The 19,272-nt window shown below is 64.9% G+C and carries 16 protein-coding genes; 14 read left to right on the top strand and 2 right to left on the bottom strand.

All coding sequences use genetic code 11. The annotated features are described in order from the left end of the window. Window positions 1-176: 176 nt before the first annotated feature. Window positions 177-1,580, bottom strand: coding sequence for a sodium:solute symporter family transporter (locus tag ACT3HL_RS17180; RefSeq protein ID WP_445087983.1), 1,404 nt, complete (start codon window positions 1,578-1,580; stop codon window positions 177-179). A gap of 954 nt (window positions 1,581-2,534) precedes the next feature. Here ACT3HL_RS17180 and ACT3HL_RS17175 point away from each other — a divergent pair. From ACT3HL_RS17175 to yciH, 5 genes are all read left to right on the top strand, one after another. Continuing rightward, window positions 2,535-3,017 (top strand): amino acid kinase family protein, encoded by a 483-nt coding sequence (locus tag ACT3HL_RS17175; RefSeq protein ID WP_445087982.1) that lies wholly within the window; start codon window positions 2,535-2,537, stop codon window positions 3,015-3,017. Between the two features lie 213 nt (window positions 3,018-3,230). After that, entirely contained in the window at window positions 3,231-4,205 is a 975-nt protein-coding gene (locus ACT3HL_RS17170) for an AAA family ATPase (RefSeq protein WP_445087981.1), read from the top strand. 9 nt (window positions 4,206-4,214) lie between these two features. Then, a complete protein-coding gene (locus tag ACT3HL_RS17165; RefSeq protein WP_445087980.1) occupies window positions 4,215-5,510 on the top strand; it encodes a DUF58 domain-containing protein in 1,296 nt (431 codons plus the stop codon). After that, window positions 5,507-7,756 (top strand): transglutaminase domain-containing protein, encoded by a 2,250-nt coding sequence (locus tag ACT3HL_RS17160; RefSeq protein WP_445087979.1) that lies wholly within the window; start codon window positions 5,507-5,509, stop codon window positions 7,754-7,756. Before ACT3HL_RS17165 ends, ACT3HL_RS17160 begins: the two co-directional genes overlap by 4 nt. 115 nt (window positions 7,757-7,871) lie before the next feature. Continuing rightward, window positions 7,872-8,165 (top strand): stress response translation initiation inhibitor YciH, encoded by a 294-nt coding sequence (yciH, locus tag ACT3HL_RS17155; protein ID WP_445087978.1) that lies wholly within the window; start codon window positions 7,872-7,874, stop codon window positions 8,163-8,165. A gap of 173 nt (window positions 8,166-8,338) precedes the next feature. Here the strand turns inward: yciH and ACT3HL_RS17150 are convergent, their stop codons facing one another. Beyond that, a complete protein-coding gene (locus ACT3HL_RS17150; RefSeq protein ID WP_445087977.1) occupies window positions 8,339-8,830 on the bottom strand; it encodes a hypothetical protein in 492 nt (163 codons plus the stop codon). Between the two features lie 120 nt (window positions 8,831-8,950). Between ACT3HL_RS17150 and ACT3HL_RS17145 the strand changes: the two genes are divergently transcribed. The 9 genes from ACT3HL_RS17145 to ACT3HL_RS17105 all read left to right on the top strand — a co-directional run bounded on the left by ACT3HL_RS17145 (window position 8,951) and on the right by ACT3HL_RS17105 (window position 19,131). Next, window positions 8,951-10,174, top strand: coding sequence for a hypothetical protein (locus tag ACT3HL_RS17145; protein WP_445087976.1), 1,224 nt, complete (start codon window positions 8,951-8,953; stop codon window positions 10,172-10,174). A gap of 34 nt (window positions 10,175-10,208) precedes the next feature. Next, window positions 10,209-11,486 (top strand): PKD domain-containing protein, encoded by a 1,278-nt coding sequence (locus ACT3HL_RS17140; protein WP_445087975.1) that lies wholly within the window; start codon window positions 10,209-10,211, stop codon window positions 11,484-11,486. 378 nt (window positions 11,487-11,864) lie between these two features. Then, complete coding sequence (locus ACT3HL_RS17135; protein WP_445087974.1) at window positions 11,865-13,478, top strand: ABC transporter substrate-binding protein; 1,614 nt, start codon at window positions 11,865-11,867, stop codon at window positions 13,476-13,478. Next, the gene (locus ACT3HL_RS17130) at window positions 13,478-14,440 is read left to right on the top strand and encodes an ABC transporter permease subunit (protein ID WP_445087973.1); all 963 of its coding nucleotides are present in this window, start codon (window positions 13,478-13,480) and stop codon (window positions 14,438-14,440) included. The genes ACT3HL_RS17135 and ACT3HL_RS17130 overlap by 1 nt, the downstream gene beginning before the upstream one ends. Continuing rightward, the gene (locus ACT3HL_RS17125) at window positions 14,437-15,354 is read left to right on the top strand and encodes an ABC transporter permease subunit (protein WP_445087972.1); all 918 of its coding nucleotides are present in this window, start codon (window positions 14,437-14,439) and stop codon (window positions 15,352-15,354) included. Before ACT3HL_RS17130 ends, ACT3HL_RS17125 begins: the two co-directional genes overlap by 4 nt. Continuing rightward, window positions 15,351-16,505 carry an oligopeptide/dipeptide ABC transporter ATP-binding protein gene (locus ACT3HL_RS17120; protein ID WP_445087971.1) on the top strand — a complete coding sequence of 385 codons (1,155 nt, stop codon included), beginning with the start codon at window positions 15,351-15,353 and terminating at the stop codon, window positions 16,503-16,505. The genes ACT3HL_RS17125 and ACT3HL_RS17120 overlap by 4 nt, the downstream gene beginning before the upstream one ends. Further along, on the top strand, window positions 16,502-17,470 hold the full coding sequence (locus tag ACT3HL_RS17115; RefSeq protein ID WP_445087970.1) for an oligopeptide/dipeptide ABC transporter ATP-binding protein: 969 nt from the start codon (window positions 16,502-16,504) through the stop codon (window positions 17,468-17,470). Before ACT3HL_RS17120 ends, ACT3HL_RS17115 begins: the two co-directional genes overlap by 4 nt. 22 nt (window positions 17,471-17,492) lie before the next feature. Further along, window positions 17,493-18,419: an acetamidase/formamidase family protein gene (locus ACT3HL_RS17110; protein ID WP_445087969.1), complete on the top strand. Its 927-nt coding sequence runs from the start codon at window positions 17,493-17,495 to the stop codon at window positions 18,417-18,419. A gap of 88 nt (window positions 18,420-18,507) precedes the next feature. Next, window positions 18,508-19,131 carry a DUF192 domain-containing protein gene (locus tag ACT3HL_RS17105; protein ID WP_445087968.1) on the top strand — a complete coding sequence of 208 codons (624 nt, stop codon included), beginning with the start codon at window positions 18,508-18,510 and terminating at the stop codon, window positions 19,129-19,131. Window positions 19,132-19,272: the final 141 nt, after the last annotated feature.

Here is a 19,272-nt window from a genome sequence, read left to right as displayed (position 1 = left end):
ACGTTGAACCCCAAACTGCCGAAAATTGGCTCCAAGCATTTGCTGCCTGGCTCAATGCTCCTAACTAAACACGACCGAGAGAAGTCAGACAAAGAGTTTCATAGTTGGAGACAAAGTCCGTTGCGACCGGTGACTTCGTGGTTGGCCCTCCAAACGACGTCTCCCCGTGGTCCGGACTAACCCTCGGTGTAGGCCTCCACTCGGTTATCCGACGGTGTTTCGGTGAGGAAGCTCACAATGATATAGACTGCGAATGTCACGGCCGTTCCGATAAAGCCGTAATGCATTCCAAACCGGTACGCCGTCGGGATGAATTCGAAGAAGTAGGCGATCATCACAACCACTCCGGTGATCATAGAGAAAATAGCACCTTCGGCAGTTCCCCCTTCCCAATAAAGCCCCATAAACACGGCAGGGGCAGTGACAGCACCGGCGGCGACCGAGAGAGCGCCCAATGCGAAGATTCCGGCGGGTTGCAGCCACGCGATGACCAACGCGATCAATATCGATAGTATGAGAAAAACCTGCGTGACCCGAACTTCTCGTTCATTCGAGATATCTGAATCGAAGAACTCCCTGTATACGTCGTGGGTGATCATCGAACTCACGGTGAGTAGGACGGAGTCTGCAGTCGACATCAGGGCAGCAATGGCTGCGGAAACAACGATCCCGAACACGACAGGATGAGTGATCGTCTCGAAGAGGCGAGGGATCAGATAATCTCGGTTGGCGATTTCGGGCATCATACCGAATGCGTATAACCCGAGCAGCGCTGCCAGAGCTAAGACGGTACTCGCGAGAATAGCATAAATCACCCCCGATTTCTTCACAATATCCGTGTTGCCAGCCGCGAGATACCGCTGGATGAGATGTGGATACGCAGGGACACCAGCGGTAAAGTAGAGCGCGAATGTGAGCGTGAACAGGGGAGTCCACAGCGAGATGGGCCCCTGCAAACTAAAGAGAGCAGGATCAACGCTCTGGACTGAATTGACGATTTCGGGACCGCCGATCTGGACATTAACAAGGATGAACCCCAGAACAAGCGAAGCAAAGATGATTACGCCTTGTATCGTATCCGACCAAACTACACCTCGCATCCCGGCGACGTGGAGGTAAAATGCCATAAATAGTGCTATGAGGACGATACTCACCTCGTACGGAATTCCGAGCAAGACCTCCAGCGCGATTCCGCCGCCGGCGATCTGGGTCGCGACGAAAGTGAGCAAAAACACACCCGTCGAGAGGAGATAGACGATCACGATCGAGTTACTTTCGTAACGGTCTCTGACATATTCTGTCGGGGTGAGCAGGTCCTGTGCCACGCCCACCAACTGAAATTTTGTCCCAGCGACACCGATGATGAGGCTGAGAGCCACCGCGTTGAGCAGGATAAAAACGTATACCCCTAGACCAGCACCCGACGCGTTGGCACCGATTCCGAAGAAGGTGAATGCACTCTGGATCGAGGCGAGAATCGTAAAAGTGAGAACCACCAGCCCGATTCGTTTTCCAGCGACGAAGTAGTCCGACGGTGTCTGTTCATTGAACCGATGGGCGTAGACGCCGACAGCAACCATACCCACCATATACATAACGAAAATGATCGTCGGAATTCTCGTCAGTGCAGCAGTAAGTTGACTAATCAAGTGAATCCCCTCCGTTAAAAAGATATAGATAGATGAGGCCAACCGTACTCAATCCGATAAGATACGATGCAAGGTACCACGTAGGAATAGCGAGCACAAACCCGTCCGGTACGAAACTCACGATGTAAATATGTGTAACCCAAAGAACCAATATGGCTACTAGTAATCCCCTACTGCCCGTCACAATCAACCCCTTTGATATATCTTCTGTCTCTGTCATACAAGCCAAGGTTCTGAGTTAATTATTATTAAAATTTGGGTAGGATTAACGGCAGTGCTCAGAGGAGCTAATTCATACGAAATCAACGGTTTGAGCTACTCGTCGGCGGTTTTTGTGTTAGTCTTGTCAAATCAGATTGACAAATTGACATTTATACGGTTCACCTCACGAAAGACACATTCGGCGCTATTGTTCCTTCTCTATCATTTATTAACTTCGTGTTTTCTACTGTTTCGCGAACCGCTGGTCGGCGATCACGTTTGCTCTCGTCGACTCCAGCGTTGTAGGGGAAAACCGCTTGGCCCCAAGAGCAAAAGCGACAGACAGCACTTCTATTCGTAATTAAGCTGAATCACAGTTTAAATTCATCAACTGTAACATAATTCGAACTTCGAGTAGTTCCAGACTGTAGATTGTCCTCCTAAACCCGGTTATCAGGGTAGACTGAATCCGAACGACATCAGATATCCCAAGGAATGGTATTTGAAAGCAATAATTCAAAACAAGTGAAGCGGATCACTGACCTTCATCAACAGTCCCTGAGACCGTCTTTTTTCAGACATAACTCACCTTGGAATTGTACCACCCCATCATTCACTCCATCTTAGAACACCGTCTCCCGTTCCGTACGAACGCTTTCGGTGGCGCGCGGCGAAACGCGTCGTATGGCCCCCGACGCCGACGAGACCGACGCCCCGCCGCTCGTCGTCGCGCTGGGCGGCAACACCCTGCTCGGCGAGCACGGCAACACGGTGGTCTGCGTCGGCGGCGGCGTGCCGGTCGCCCGCGACGACGACGGCGACCTCCGCGGCGTGGAGGTCGTCGTCGACAAAGACCGCACCGCAAGGCTGCTCGCGAACGAGCTCGGCTCGGCGACGCTGATCGTTCTGACCGACGTCGAGTACGCGTACGTGGACTTCGGGGGACCGGACCAACAGCCGATCGAGCGGGCGTCCGCGGCGGCCCTCCACGAACACCTCGAGGCCGGCGAGTTCGGCGTGGGGAGTATGCGCCCGAAGGTCGGGACCTGCCTCCGGTTCGTCGAACGTGGCGGCGAGCGCGCCGTGATCTCCTCACCGGAGCGGCTGACCTCGGCGCTCGCCGGCGACGCCGGGACACAGGTGTACGAGCGCGCGCCGGGGGCGTGAACGCCGCCCCCGACCGCGGGCTAATACGGTCGGTCGCAACTGTGTGCCGGTGACCGCGACCCCCCGTGGCCTCGATCACCGGAAAGGGACTTCCACCGACAGTACGAACCGCCAGCAGAGTTACGTTCACGCGGTGACTACGCCCCACGACGGAGTGAGCCCGAGCGGCCCGCGACCGCTCGCTCACGCTTCCCGCTCCACACCTCCTCAGCCATGACCGACGCAGACGCCGTATCAGATCCGAGGAACGCCCCCGAGAATGCCTCGCCGGTGTCCATCGACGACGCCGCCGAGCTGATGGCACAGATCGTCGACAACGTCGAGCGCGTCATCGTCGGCCACCGGGGGGCGATCGAACACATCCTCGTGGCGCTGTTCGCGCGCGGGCACCTCCTGCTCGAAGACGTGCCGGGCGTCGGGAAGACGATGCTCGCGCGGTCGGTGGCGACCTCTCTCGACGGCTCGTTCTCGCGCGTCCAGTTCACGCCGGATCTCCTCCCGTCGGACATCACCGGCGTGAACGTCTTCAACGAGAAGACGCGGGCGTTCGAGTTCCAGTCCGGCCCGGTCTTCGCGAACGTCGTCCTCGGCGACGAGATCAACCGCGCGCCGCCGAAGACCCAAGCCGCGCTGCTCGAGGTGATGGCGGAGGGACAGGTGACCGTCGACGGCGAGACGCACCTCGTTCCGGAGCCCTTCACCGTCATCGCGACGCAGAACGACGTCGAGCCGGGACGGACGTACGAGCTCCCGGTCGCGGAGGTCGACCGATTCACCAAGAAGATCCGGCTCGGCTACCCCGACGAGACCGAGGAGACGGAACTGCTCGGGCGCGTCGCCGGCGACCACCCGATCGAGTCGCTCGAGCCGGTGGCGACCGTCGAGGACGTCCGCCGAGCCCGCCGGACCGTCGCCGAGGCGACCGTTCGCGAGCCCGTTCGGGCGTACATCTCTCGGCTCGCGAGCTACACCCGCGATCACGCCCGCCTGGGCGTGAGTCCCCGCGGGGCGATCGCCCTCCTCCGGGCCTCGCAGGCCCGCGCGGTCTTCGAGGGCCGCGAGTACGTCCTCCCTGACGACGTGCAGGCGGAGGTCCCCTCGGTGTGGGGTCACCGCATCCGGACGGACGCCGACGCCGACGGCGCGGCGGTCGTCGAGCGGGCGCTCGAATCCGTCGCCGTCGACTGAGTCGAGACAATGCGCCCGACACGACGCGCCTACGTGGTCGCCGCGGTGATCGCCGCGAGCCTCGCGGCAGGCTCGCTGTTCGGCGCGCGGGCGCTCGACGCGGTCGTCCTGCCGTCGGCGGTCGCCCTGCTCGGCGCCGTCGTGCAGGTGTGGCGCGCGCCGGTGCCGACCGTCGAGCGGCGGCTCCCGCCCGCCGACGCGCCGGTGCCGACCGCGACGGTGGAACTGTCGCTTCGAGCGCCGCGGTCCTACGCCGCGACGGTCCGCGACCGCCTGCCATCGGGCGTGCGCGCGTCCGACGGCGCGACCGACGGCGCGACCGACGACGATGACTCAGCGGCGGTGGTCGCGGGCACGGTCGGCGGAGACGGCGTCGTCACCTACGAGATCGCGACACAGCGGCGCGGCGAGCACGTCTTCGGACCGGTGACGGTCGTCCTCACGGACGTGCTCGGACTCGTCGAGCGCGCGGTCACCGTCGACGCCCGCGACACCCTCGTGGTCTACCCGCCGGTCGCTCGCCTCTCGGGGACGGCCCGGGCCGACCTCCTGTCCGCGGCCGAGTCCCGGCCGGGTCGGGCGGACCACCGGGACTCCTTCGACGGACTGCGCGAGTACGTCCGGGGAGACGCCCGCCGCGACATCCACTGGAAGTCGTCGGCGAAGCGGGGCGAACTCGTCGTCCAAGAGTACGTCGCCGAACGCGAATCCGACCGCGTCGCCGTCGCTGCCGGCGCCGTCGCCGACGCAGGCAGCGGGGTCGACACCGGGGGCGACACCGACGCAGGCAGCGGGGTCGACGCCGACACTGATACCGCCGCCGGCAGCCGAGTCACCGCGGGAGAACGCTCGGAACGAGACGACCCTGACGTCGAGACCGTCGACGCGATGGCCGAGGCCGCGGCGTCGGTGTGTCTGTCGCTGCTCGACGACGGGCGCCCGGTCAGGCTCGAAACGCCGTCGGGGAGCGTCGAGGCGTCGCCGGGATCGACGCGGGCGCTGTTCGAGCACCTCGCGACCGCAGGGGGTGGGCCGGTGCCGATCGGCGGAGCGGCGGCGAACGGCCGGGGCGGCTCCGAGACGCCGGTCGACGCCGACATCGTGATCCGCGCGTCGAACGGGTCCGCGACGGTCCGGGTCGCCGACCGCGAGCGGCGGTTCGAGGAGTTGATCGGGGACGCGCGGGCAGCGCGCGCGGGAACCGGAGCGGCACAGGTCCCGCACGCGGGGTTCGAAGATACACGGCCCGAGGGCTCACGCCCCGGCGACGCCCCGGGGTCGACCACGACGGGGGCGGAGCGATGAACCGGCCCATCGCCTCCGAGCGGGCGCTCGCGTTCGCCGGCATCGCGGCGCTGACGTGGTCGTACGTGGGCGTCCTCTGGCACGTCACCGACGTCGTCGGCGGACGAGAACCGTTCGCCGCGGCGGTGCTCGCCGCGCTCGTACTCGCCGCGCTCGTCGGTCGGTTCGTCGGCGTTCGCGCCGCGTCCGTGCTCACCGTCGCGCTGCTCGCGCTCGGCGTCGCGGTGTACCTGATCGCGCTCCCGGCGAGCCAACTAGAGCTACTGACCGCCGAACGCGTCCTCACGGACACGGTCGCGCTGCTGACGGGGCTGTCGGTGCTCCGGTTGGTCGGCGCGGGCGTGTGGGCGACCGCCGTCGTTCCCGGGCCCGTGTTCTTCTCGTGGTACCTCGCTGCCCGAGGCCGGTACGTGCTCGCGAGCGCGGTCGGGGGCGTCGCGCTCGCGCTCGTCGTCCTCACCGGCGATGCGGACGGCGTGACGACGCTCGTCGGTGTCGTCGGCGCGACGGTGGCGGTCGCGGCCTCCACTTTCGAGCGTCACGGGACCGGGTTCGCGCAGGCGGACGTCCTGACCGCGCTGCTCGCGGCGATGATCGTCCTGTCGTCGACGCTCTCGGTCGTCCCGGGCGCCGCCGGATCGCCGGTGCTGCCGGACCGCGGCGCGCCGACCGTCGAGGGGAACCTCGTCGACGCCCAAGACCGCATCGAGGTCGCGGGGAGCATCCGGCTCTCGCCGGCGGTCAGGTTCACCGTCGAGAGCCCCCGACCGGCGTACTGGCGGACCGCGGCGTACGACCGATACACGGGCGACGGCTGGGTCCGGACCGGGAACGAGCGCCCCTACGGCGGCCGGCTCAGCGGGCACCCCGGCCCCGCGCGCACGCTCGGACAGACGGTGACGGCCGAGGGATCGATCTCGGTCCTGCCGGCCGCGTGGAAGCCAGTCGAACTCGACGGCGCGGTGGCGGATCGGGCGTCCGTGACGCCGCAGGGAAGCCTCCGGCCGGGGACGACGCTCGAGCCGGGCGACAGCTACACCGTCACGAGCCGCGTGCCGAACGCGACGACCGAACGGCTCCGGACGGCCGGGACTGACTATCCCGATTCGGTGACCGCGTCGTATCTGCAGCTTCCGGCCAGCACCACCGATCGCGTCCGCGAGCGCGCCGACGCTGTCGCCGGCGAGGAGGACACGCCCTACGAGAAGGCCGTCGCCATCGAGACGCACTTGGAACGCGAGAAGGCGTACTCACTGAGCGTGCCGACCCCGACCGGCGACGTGGCCGACACGTTCCTCTTCGAGATGGACGCCGGCTACTGCACCTACTACGCGACGACGATGGTCGTGATGCTCCGCTCGCAGGGCGTCCCGGCGCGGTTCGTCACCGGCTACACCCCCGGCGAACGGGTGGACGAGGGGACACGCGTCGTCCGCGGTCTCGACTCGCACGCGTGGGTCGAGGTGTACTTCCCCGACGCGGGATGGGTCCGCTTCGATCCCACGCCCGGCGGCCCGCGGGAGACGGCGGAGGACGCGCGGCTCGCGGAGGCGCGCCAGAGCGGCGACGCGACCGTCGACCTCCCGGAGGCGTCCCCGAACACCTCGGGACCGACCCCGTCGACGCCGACGAGCGGCGAGACTGCGACTCCGCGACCGAACGGGACCGCCTCCTCGCCCGGCGCGACCCCCGCGTCGACGCCCGCGAGTCCGACGCCGGGAGTGGCAGCCGGATCGAATGGCGGGGCGTCGACGCCGGGCGGAAGCGTCGGCGAGTCGCTACCGCTCCCGTCGCTGCCGGCGGGACGAACGCTCCTCGTCGGCATCGTCGCGGTCGTCGGCCTCGTCGCCGGCGCGCGCCGCACAGGAGTGGCCGCGCGGACGTCGAGGCTGCTCGCGGTACAGTTCCAGCGGCGGGGTGACGATCCGGAGACCGACGTGATCCGGGCGTACAGGCGGCTCTCGGTCCTCCTCGAAGCCGAGTACCGCCCGCGTCGGCCGGGGGAGACGCCGCGATCGTACCTCCGATCGATCCGGGAGAACGAGTCCGATATCGTCGGGGAGGGCGGTTCGCAGGACGGACACGAGGGGGCGGTCTGTCCCAACGCCGACTGCGGACGCGTCGTCGCGCTGTACGAGCGCGTTCGGTACGGAGCGGGCGTGACCTGCGAGGAGGCCGACGAGGCGATTTCGACTGTCAACCGACTCGTGCGGTCGTCCACGCCGATCGTTCGCCGGTTCCGGTGAGCCGCGTCTCCCGACGAGTGAGCGCGTTGGGGACGTTCCGCTCCCGCGTGACCCGTCGGGGACGGGGGAACTCCCGATACTGTTTAATATCCCCATCCTGTAGACTCGGGTTGTAATGTCGGAAGTCTGCTCGACGTGCGGACTCCCTGAGGAGCTTTGCGTCTGCGAGGACGTGGCCAAAGAGTCCCAGGAGATCACTATCCGCATCGACGAGCGCCGCTACGGAAAGGAGGTAACGGTCATCGAAGGGTTCGATCCCAAAGACGTGGACATCGACAGCCTGTCGTCGGACCTGAAATCGAAGTTCGCCTGCGGTGGCACCGTCGAAGACGGCTCTATCGAGCTCCAGGGGAACCACACCGGTCGCATCGAGGACTTCCTCCGCGACAAGGGCTTCAACGTCGCCTGACCGTCTCTGAGACGGACCTCCCCGCGCTCCGGCCGCGTTTCACGTTCGGACGCCGAACCTGCGTCCGGCAAGAGGGAGTCCGGCGTCGAGACATTTTCCTGCTGGCACGTGATCGCGTCGAGCTGGTTCTATCCTCGGTTGACGGTGCATACTGATCGTATGCGACGTCAATATCAAGCCGGCCGGCGATCCGTCGTTTCGGTGCCCACCGCGGCGACAAGCCGCGACACGGCCAAGAGCCCGACGCCGATGCCGACGCCGAGTATCGAGATCACGAGGAACTGCGCGCCGAGACCGAACAGCATCGCGCCGAGGACGCCCACGGTCGCGAAGATCGAACCGACGCCGAAGACAGCGACGGTGATCTGGTTTTCGTCCCACGCGTCGGGAGCGGCCACGCGGATCGCGCGACCGGTGAGAAAGAGGTGGACCCCGAGCGGGAGGAGCGCCAGCGCCGCGTAGCCGATATCCGTCCACCGCGACGGGATCGTGGTCAGACGCGCGAAGTCCGCGAGCGCGACGACCGATTCGAGATAGAACTGTCCCGGACCCCGCAGCAGGGCATCGATCGGCCCCGCCGGCGCCCCGGACGTGAAGGTGAGAACGATCGAGACGGCGACGACCGCCCAGCCGAGCAGCCAGAGGCCGAGCACGTACAGCGCCATACCGATCGGTGTGACAGCAACTAGAAAAGAGTAATGGTCAAGACACAGTGACATCCCCGCTATCTCACGACCGCCCCCGGCAGCAACAAGACTCAAGCACGGCGGGCAGAATATGAGTCTATGGGCTTTCGAGGGGACGACCGCGCCGTCTCTGCCGTCATCGGCGCGGTGCTCGTATTCGGCTTTCTCATCATCCTCCTGTCTATCTATCAGGCAGCTTACATTCCAATCCAGACCGAGCAGACGGAGTTCGCACACAGCAAGGAGGTCCAGAACGATATGCTGGAGCTTCGGAACGCCATTCTCACCGCACAGACTGCCGGTGAGACCACCTTCAGCTCCGTCAAGCTGGGAACGCGCTATCCGATCCGTCTCCTCGGGATCAACCCCCCGCCGGCGGCGGGATCGCTCGGGACCGGCCAGCCCGAACCGATACGCGTCACCGACGGCGACGGGAACTCGATCTCGAATCTGTGTCCGGCGGGCGATCCGATCGAGACGCGGACGCTCCAGTACACGCCGGGGTACAGCGAATATCACAACGCGCCGACGATCGTGTACGAGAACACCGTCCTGTATCTCAACTTCAGCGGGCGGACGATCCTCCTGACCGACCAGCAGCTCGTGCAGGGCGATACGGTCAACGTCCGCCCGCTGAACACGAGCCTCTATGAGTCCGGCGTCGACCGCGTCTCCATCGAGTCGGTTCCGGGCAACGTGAACGACCGGGAGATAGAGGACGCCCGAGTCACCTACCCGACGGGGCTGAGCGAGGGGACGTGGGAGCAGCTGCTCGAGGGGCAGGTCGACCCCGCCGACGTGACGGTCACCGACGGCGAGCTCACGATCAATGCGTCCGGGCGTGTGGACGTCGCGTGCTCCCCGACCGGACTGAACGAGGCGCCCGCGGGCGGACAGCGGCAGCCGGGCGGACTCGAGATCAACCCGGCCGGACCGAACGACGTCAACTACGAGTCGGTCTCCAGGACCGGCAACACCGTGAGCGTCGTCTTCAACAACACCGCCGACAGAGACACGTCGATCACCCAAGCGCGGATGTCGTTTTACTTCAACGAACAGCAGCCCGGCGGACAGGACGCGGTCGACCCCTACGACATCCGTAACGCGACGACCGTCTTCGGCGACGATTTCCTGATCACCGAACCGATGCAGACGCTCGATACCCAGCCGGAGTTGCCCGGGAACAACACCGAGACGACGATCTCCTTCGAGTTCGATCAGGACGGGACGAGCGACAACATCGCTCAGCGGGACTTTTTCGTCATCGAGTTCCGCTTCGAGAACGGCGCGAAAGGCACGTACTTCATCGACGTCCCCTCGTGATCCGCTGGCGCCACGTCGACCGGGAGACTGAGCAATGATCGACGCCGACCGCGCACAGAGCGAGACCGTCAGCACGGTGTTGGTGACGCTTCTCGTCATCACCACGACGATCGGCGTCGGCTCCGCGCTGATCTTCAACCTCGAACGACAGATCGAGGCGGCCGACGACCCCGCGGAGTTCGAGGTCGACCTCGATCCGTCGACGCTCACACTCACGCACCGTGGCGGCCAGGACTTCGCGCTCTCGGACCTCGAACTCGTGATCAGACAGGGCGACACCGAGCGGCGGTTCGACCTGGGCGACCCCGCCGATCGCGCGAGCGATACGCTCGACGGCGACGAGTGGTTCCAGGGCGGCGAGTCGATCACGGTCGCGCACTCGTTCGCGGGTGAGGTCCGGGTTCTCCTCGTCGACACCTCGTCGGGGGGTGCCGTCCGCTACGACGAGCGAGCGGTCGTGCCGGGCACGGCGACGCCGACCGGAACGCCGACTGCTACGGCAACGCCGACCGCAACGCCGGGGACGCCGACCGCGACGGCGACGCCGACCGCAACGGCGACAGCGACGCCGACGCCGACCGCGCCGACGTTCCAGAGCACGTCGGTTACCGACGACAGCGACACGTCGGGCAATCCGGACACCCGGCGCGCCCGCTACACGGCCTCGTACTCGATCTCCGATCCCGACGCCCGATTCGACCGCGTGGAGGTGACGTTCGATGAGACAGGCGGCGGGAGTCAAACGCTCGCCAGCACCGACGAACCGACCGGGTCGGTCTCCTACACTGGGCCGGAGGGGTCGGCCAGTACCTCGGGCGGCGGCACGGAGTACACGATCACGCTCCGACTGTACGACGCCGACGGTCAGCTCACCGACAGCGTCACGTACACGGACACGGCCGATGGCACCGATCCGGGAGGGCCAACGTCGACCGCGACGCCGATGCCAACCGCCACAGCCACCGCGACCGCCACGTCGACGCCGACCGCGACGGCCACGGCAACTGCGACCGCCACGGCCACAGCCACAGCGACGCCAACGCCCACGGCGACCCCGTCCAATCAGCCGCCGACGGCGGACTTCACCGCGAGCCGTTCCGGTCAGTCGTCGAACGTCGATCTGGACGGATCGGCGTCGAACGATCCCGACGGAACTATCGTCAGCTACGAGTGGGACGTCGGCGACGACGAGACGGTCGATTACACCGGCCAAACGGTGAATAAAGCGAACGTACCCAGCGGAACGGACGTGACGCTCATCGTCACCGACAACGGTGGCGCGACGGGGACCGTGACCCGGACGGTCGAGTGATTCGCGTCAGCGGTTGGGGTTCCGTCGAGCGGGGCGCGCGCGAGCGAACGGAGCGGGGGAATCGGTCTCCGAGCTCGAGTTCCCGAGCCTATCGACCTGTCTGATCCCGATCCCTCCACTTACAGGTTTACCATCTCGAATAAGACTGGATTTTTCCGCAGACTCATTCATTAATATACCTATTACACTACCCATTTAGCATAATTTTATGCAGTATTCGTGGATATTTTTTCGAAACTCTTTAATAGGGATCATCGGATCAAGGTATCCGTTGCCAGACTAAATGTATGACCACCTATTCGCGCCAAGCATAGTGTTATGAAACATATCTTCGGGAATGAAATTATGAATCCAGAAAATAGACGAGATTTCGTTAAGATGTTGGCCGGGGCAGCGAGCGCGTCGGCCCTCGCAGGGTGCACCGGCGACGACGGAAGCGACGCCACCAGTGGCGGCAGCGACACCGACAGCGAGAGCACGAGCACCGGTGGTCGGGGGGGTGGCACGATGACGTTTGCGCTGGGAGATTCCCCCCGCAACCTCTCGTACTGGCAGTCGTACGACACCATCACGAACAACCTCACCGCGCAGATCTGGGACAGCCTGCTGGAGTACAGCGAGCCGGATATGGAGCTGCAGCCCGCGCTCGCCGAGAGCTGGGCTGCCGAAGACGAGACGACGTTCGTATACGAACTCCGTGAGGGCGTGGTGTTCCACGACGGAAGCGAGATGACCGCAGACGACGTTATCGCGAGCGCAGAGCTCACGCTCCGAGACGAGGCGCAGTCTCCGCTCGCGTGGATGTTCGACTCCGTCGACTCGTTCGAGAAGGTCGACGAGTACACCGTCCAAGTGAACCTCTCGGAACCGGACGCCGCGTTCAAGTTCGTCCCGGCCACGACGGCGTGGGGCGTCGCGCCGCAGTCGCAGATCGAGGAACGGGGTACGGACCTCGCGCAGAATCCGGTGGGCGCCGGACCGTTCACGCTCGAGGAGTGGCGGAGCGGCAACTACATCGAGATCTCCCGGCACGGGGACTACTGGGACGAGGGGCTTCCCTACCTCGACGGGGCGCGATTCGAGATCGTCCCGAACGGGACGGCGCGGATCACGGGGATGCAGAACGGCGACTACGGCGGAACGAACGACGTCCCGATCGATCAGCTGTCGGTCCTCGACGGCCTCGACAACGTCGATCTCTACACGGTCACGTCGTTCCAGACGAGCTTCGTCGTGTTCAACAGCACCAAGGAGCCGTTCGGGAACGCCGATGTGCGTCGGGCGCTGAGCTACGCGGTCGACACGGAATCGATCACGCAGAGCACGATCGGGGAGTACGGGGCGCACGCGACCAGTATGCTGCCGGAGAATATGATGGGCCACGTGACGCCGGACGACCTCGAGTACGACGGCTTCCCCTACGACCCCGAGCGGGCGGCATCGATGCTCGACGACGCCGGATACACGGGCAGTCCGCGCTTCGAGACGACCCTTCTGACGCCCAAGGACACGGTCCGTCAGAAGCCGGCGCTGGTCATCCAAGAGAACCTCGCGGAGATCGACGTGACGGTCAACCTCCGGGAGGTGTCGACGTCCCAGTACGTCGAGTCGTTCTGGGGCGAGACGGATATGTCCGAGCGCGAGCCGATGCAGATGGGGCTTTGGGCGTCGGACTTCCCCTCGCCGGACGCCATCCTCACGCCGCTTTTCCGCTCGGAGCAGTTGCCGCCGGGGAACAACTGGTTCGCGTACGAAAACGAGGAGGTCGACGCGCTCATCCAGCAGTTCAAGACCACGCTCGACACCGACGAGCGGGCGGCGTACGCCAAGCAGGCGAATCAGCTGATCGTCGACGAGGCACCGGGCATCTGGCTCTTCCACCCCGACACGACGAAGGCGTTTAACACCAAGTTCGGGGGCTACGACGGACAGATTCCCGCGTTCGTCACGTACTTCAGCAGTTTCCTTCGGGATATGTACATCGAAGAGTGATGGTCTCCGCACGAACGATACAGTATCTGCTCAAACGGTTGGGATTCGGCGTCTTCATCGTCTGGGGAGTCACGTTTTTGGTGTTCGCCCTGCTGCAGCTCGCTCCGGGGTCGCCCGCCGACGTGTTGCTGTCGGGCGGCGTCGTGACAGAGGAGATGCGCCGAACCGTCGTCGAGCAGTACAACCTCAACGAGCCGTGGTACGTGCAGTACTTCCTGTGGTTGCAGGACGTCCTGACGGGTGATCTGGGGTATTCGTTCTCCCAGCAGCGCCCGGTGGCGACGCTCATCGCGGACCGGTGGGCGATCACGTTCCAGATCGTCGGACTGAGTATGGTGCTGGCGACCGCGATGTCGATTCCCACAGGGATCCTCGCCGGCGCAAAACACGGGTCGCTGCTGGATCGCGTCCTCACCGTCGGCGCCATCGTCGGCGTCAGCGTTCCGGTGTTCGTCAGCGGCGTGCTGGCGATCCTCGTGTTCTCGTATCACCTGAACGTCCTTCCATCCGGCGGCGCCGGATCGGGCGTCGTCGGACGCCTCAGTCACATATTCGTCCCGTCGCTATTGCTCGGCGGGATGGTCGGCGCGTTGATGTTCCGGATGATGCGGGCGGGTATGCGCGACGCCCTCGATCGGGACTACATCGAAACGTGCACGGCGATGGGGATCCCGAGGCGTCGGATCGTCCGCAAATACGCCGCGAAGAACGCCATCGCACCGGTGCTGACGGTCTCCGGGCTCTGGATGGGCTTTCTGATCGTGTACGCGATGGTCGTCGAGTTCGTCTTCGGGATGGGCGGTCTTGGTCGGCTCATCATCCACGCCGTCGAGGCACAAGACTTCCCAGTCGTCCTCGCGGGGACGATAATCACGGCCGTGGTGTTCGTCCTCTCGAACATCGCGGTCGACTTCCTCTACACGTGGGCCGACCCGCGCGTGATGGTTGGTGATGAGCAATGAGCCAGTCGGCGGAGGGCGAGACGGTCGGTGCCCCGAGCGAGCCGTCTCGGTCACGACTGATCGGGGGGCTAACGCGCGGATGGCACGTAATCCGCTCGAACTGGATGGCGACCGCCGGATTCCTGATCGTCTCGGGGCTGGTCGCCGTCGCGGTCCTCGCGCCGGTGCTGGCTCCCTACCCGCCACACGCGCAGGACCTGCAGAACACGCTCGCGCCGCCGAGCGTGGAGCACCCCTTCGGGACGGACAACACCGGCCGCGATATCCTCTCGCGGATCATCTTCGGAACGCGGTACGCGCTCGCTATCGCGGTCGTCGTTATCGCGCTGGAGACGGTCATCGGGGTGAGCCTCGGTCTCGTCGCCGGCTACTACCGGGGCAAGGTCGACGAGTCGATAATGCGGCTTCTGGACGTCCTCGTGTCGATACCGCCCCTGCTGCTGGCGATGGTGATCGTCACGACGTTCGGGATCAACATCTGGAACGCGATGATCGCGATCGGTGTCGTCTACGTTCCGATGATGTCGCGGACGGTCCGTTCCTCGGCGTTATCGATCCGGGAAGAAACGTACGTCCGAGCCGCAGAGGGCCTCGGATACAGCGATCGGCGGGTGATGTTCAAACACATCCTCCCGAACTCGATCCCGCCGATCGTCGTCCTCGGAACGACCGACGTCGCGTACGCCCTCATCGACGTGGCGACGCTGAGTTTCCTCGGTCTGGGGATTCAGCCGCCGAAAGCCTCGTGGGGAGCGATGGCCAACGCGGCGCAGGGATACATCCTCGTGACGCCGTGGCCGATCGTCTTCCCCACGATCGCGATCGCGGTCGCCGTGCTCGGCTTCAACCTGCTCGGTATGGGGCTGCGCGAGGTGCTGCTGTACGGCAGCGATCACGAGGAGGTAGTCGAATGAGAACGAACGGGAACCCCGAGCCGGTGCTCGAGGTCGATCGACTCACGACCCGGTTCGACGTCGCCGGCGGGCCGGTCACCGCCGTCGACGACAACTCGTTCACCCTCCACCGCGGGGAGACGCTCGGGATCGTCGGCGAGTCCGGATCCGGGAAGTCGACGCTCCTGCGATCGATCATGGGGTTGATCGGATCCCCCGGCGAGATCGCCGACGGCAGCGTCCGCTACCGCGGTCGCGACCTGACAGCGTGCGCTGACGAGGAGTTGCGGACGCTTCGCGGAAACGACATCAGTTTCGTGTTCCAAGAGCCGATGTCACACCTCAATCCGGCCTACACAGTCGGCGAGCAGATCGCCGACGTGCTCGCGGCACACACCGAGATGGAGAAACCGGAACGATGGGAGCGGGTGTACGAACTGCTCGAACTCCTCGGGATCCCCTCGCCGGAGGATCGAGCGGAGTCGTATCCGCACGAGTTCTCCGGCGGGATGGCACAGCGGGTCTGCATCGCGATGGCGCTGGCCTGCGAACCGGAGCTCCTGCTCGCCGACGAGCCGACCTCGGCGCTCGACGTCACCATCCAGGCGCAGATCATCGACCTCCTCTCGGAGCTCCAGTCGGAGCTCGAGGTCGCAATGGTGTGGGTGACGCACGACATGGGCGTCGTCGCCGAAACGTGCGACACGCTCGGCGTGATGTACGCCGGAAACATCGTCGAGCACGGCGACGTCGAAGACGTCTTCGCTGATCCGAAGCATCCGTACACGGAGGCGCTTCTGCACTCGGTCCCCTCTCACCGAGACCGATCGAGCCGCTTCGCGACGATCGAGGGGTCACCGCCGGAACTGCAATCACTCCCCGACGGGTGTGTCTTCGAGAACCGCTGTCCCGAGGCGACGGAGACGTGCCGGTCGCGCCGCCCCCCGTACTACGAGGTCGGCGACGACGGCGAACGGACGGTGAAGTGCTTCCTCCACGATGGCAATCAGACGCGTCCGAGTTCGCCCAGCGCGCCGGTACCGGACGGATCGGTCGAGATGGCGGCGGGTCCGGAAGCGATCGCCGACGGCAGTGCTGATGACAGCACCGATGCCGAAGACGCAGGTGACGGAGGCGACAGCGCCGCCGAGGGAGGTGGGCGAAGCCGATGACGCTACTCGAGGTCACCGGACTGAAGAAGCATTTCCCGGTCGAATCGGGGCTCGTCTCCTCGCTCCTCGGTAACGACCGAACGGTGAAGGCGGTCGACGGGATCGACTTCACAGTCGGGGAGGGAGAGGCGTTCACGCTCGTCGGCGAGTCCGGGTGCGGAAAGAGTACGGCGGTCAAGTCCGCGCTTCACCACCTGACGCCCACCGAGGGTACAGTCGTCTTCAAGAACGAGCGCATCGAGACGTACTCGAAGCGGCGCCTTCGCGGGGAGGCACAGCTGATCTACCAAGACCAACAGGACACGCTCAACCCACGCATGTCCGTGAAAGACGCACTCAGTGAGGCGATACTGGTTCACGGCGTGGTTCCCGACGATGAGGTACAAGACCGCGTCGACGAACTGCTGCGCCGCGTGGGAATCTCGCCGGCCGAGAAACACCAGCGGCCGGACGCGTTCAGCGGCGGGCAGAAACAGCGGATCGCCATCGCTCGGGCGCTCGCGGTCGAGCCGTCGTTGCTGGTGGCCGACGAGCCGGTGTCGGGGCTCGACGTCTCCGTACAGGCGCAGATCCTCAACCGATTGATGGACCTGCAGGCCGAGCTGGGACTGGGCCTGATCTACGTCACACACAACCTCGGTATCGCGCGGAAAATCAGCGACAAGATCGGCGTGATGTACCTCGGCAACATCGTCGAGTACGGGAGCGTCGATCAGATATTCGAGGATCCACAGCACCCGTACACGCAGGCGCTCCTGTCGGCAAACCCGGTTCCGGACCCCGGTATCGAACGCGACCGGATCATCCTCGAGGGGACGATCCCGGATCCGAGCGACGTCGACGACCGGGGCTGTCCGTTCGCCTCCCGGTGCCCCGAGGCGATCGAGGCGTGCGAAACGGCGGAGATGGGTCTCGAACCACACGAGGGATCAGGGGAACACCAGGTCGACTGCATCAGGCGATGACCACCCACGGGACAGACACGACATGAAACACATCACGAAAGCGGACGACGGACACGCACACCTGACAATCAGCGCAGACAGAGAACCGATCGAAACCGTCGAACCCGGCGAGACGTTCTCCGTCGAGACCTACGATTACGTCGGGGATATCCTCGATGAGGGCACACGGATGGAGGACGTCTGGGGAACCGACGAGCTCGACGACAACATCAACCCGGTGACTGGACCGATACGCGTCGAGGGCGCAACGCCCGGCGACGCGCTCGCCGTCGAGATCGTCGACATCGACCTCCCCGACAGGGGCGTCATCAACGTCTTCCCGAACTTCGGCGGACTCGAGGCCTCGGTGTTCAATCTCGCAGAGCCGAGCGCCCCGAACACGACGTTCTGCGAGATCGACGACGGCGTCGTCTCGTATCCGACCGAGCGCGGCGAGGTACTGGAGTTTCCGGCGCATCCGCAGATCGGAACGATCGGAACCGCAGAGAAGCACGAATCGGTCTACTCGGTCAAACCGCACGACCACGGCGGTAATATGGACTGCAAGGACGTGACCATCGGGAACACGGTGTACCTTCCCGTCGACGTCGAGGGCGGGTATCTCCACCTCGGCGATTGCCACGCCGCGCAGGGCGACGGCGAGATCTGCGGCATTAGCGTCGAGGTGCCGGCGGTCGTCACCCTCCGCATCGACGTGCTCGAAGACTACCAGATGGCGTGGCCCCGTATCGAATCAGACGACGAGATTATGGTCGTCGCGGCGGCTCGCCCCGCCGAAAACGCCGCGAAGCTCGCGTACAAGGAGCTCATCGGGTGGCTCGTCGACGAGTACGGATTCGACGAGACGGACGCCTACCAGCTCTGCAGCGCGGTCGGCCGCGCTCGACTCGCACAACTGGTCAATCCGACGTACACCGTGGCGGCGAAATTCCCGAAAGAGCTGCTCTGAAGGTCGCTGGGGCCGCAGTTGCGGAGGGCCGGGAGGTCGGTGCGCGTCGGGGCAGAACGTTTACTCGGAACCGCTCGGAAACGGACGTATGAATCGCCGAGCGTTTCTGGGGGCGGCTGGCGTCGTCGCGGTCGCGTTCGCGGGGTGCGTGAGCGGCGGTTCCGACACCGAGAACGGAACCGCACCGGACGCGACGGCCGCCGGAGCACCCGCGACGACCGAACGGCCGTCGGCCGCGACCGCGGATCCGACAGCCGGAAGCGACGCAGAAACGCCGATCCATCCGGGGTATGAGACGACGGAGATCCGAGCCCGCTCCGAAAGCGGCGAGCGGCTTGGAACGGTAACGGCCGCCATCGCCGACACCCCGGACCTGCGGTCCCTCGGTCTCAGCGACACCGAGTCGTTGCCGGCGGACCGCGGAATGCTTTTCGTGTACGAATCCGTGGAGAATCGAACCTTCGTGATGCGGGAGATGGATTTCGCGATCGATATCGTGTACGCCGACGCCGACGGAACGATCACGAGTATCCATCACGCGCCCGCGCCGGGACCGGACGAGAACGGGAACGACCAGCGGTACCCTGGACGCGGCCAGTACGTGCTCGAAGTGGTGTACGAGTGGACGACGAAACAGGGCGTCAGCGAGGGCGACGTTCTGGAGTTCTCACTGTCGGACCACCGCGTGGGAACACCCAGTAACTCGAAATGACCAACCAGGCAGATGGCCCCGCGGGTGATACCAGAGCGCAGGCAAAAGAAGCGTAAATTGCCTCGGGGTCAAGCCCCGAGGCTTTCGCGTGGACTCCCGTTCTAACTGCTGAGAGCAGTAGGCGAATATTCGCCGTTCACG

It is taken from the genome of Halobellus sp. GM3 (assembly GCF_052545375.1).
This window is presented reverse-complemented; position numbering and strand designations above follow the sequence as displayed.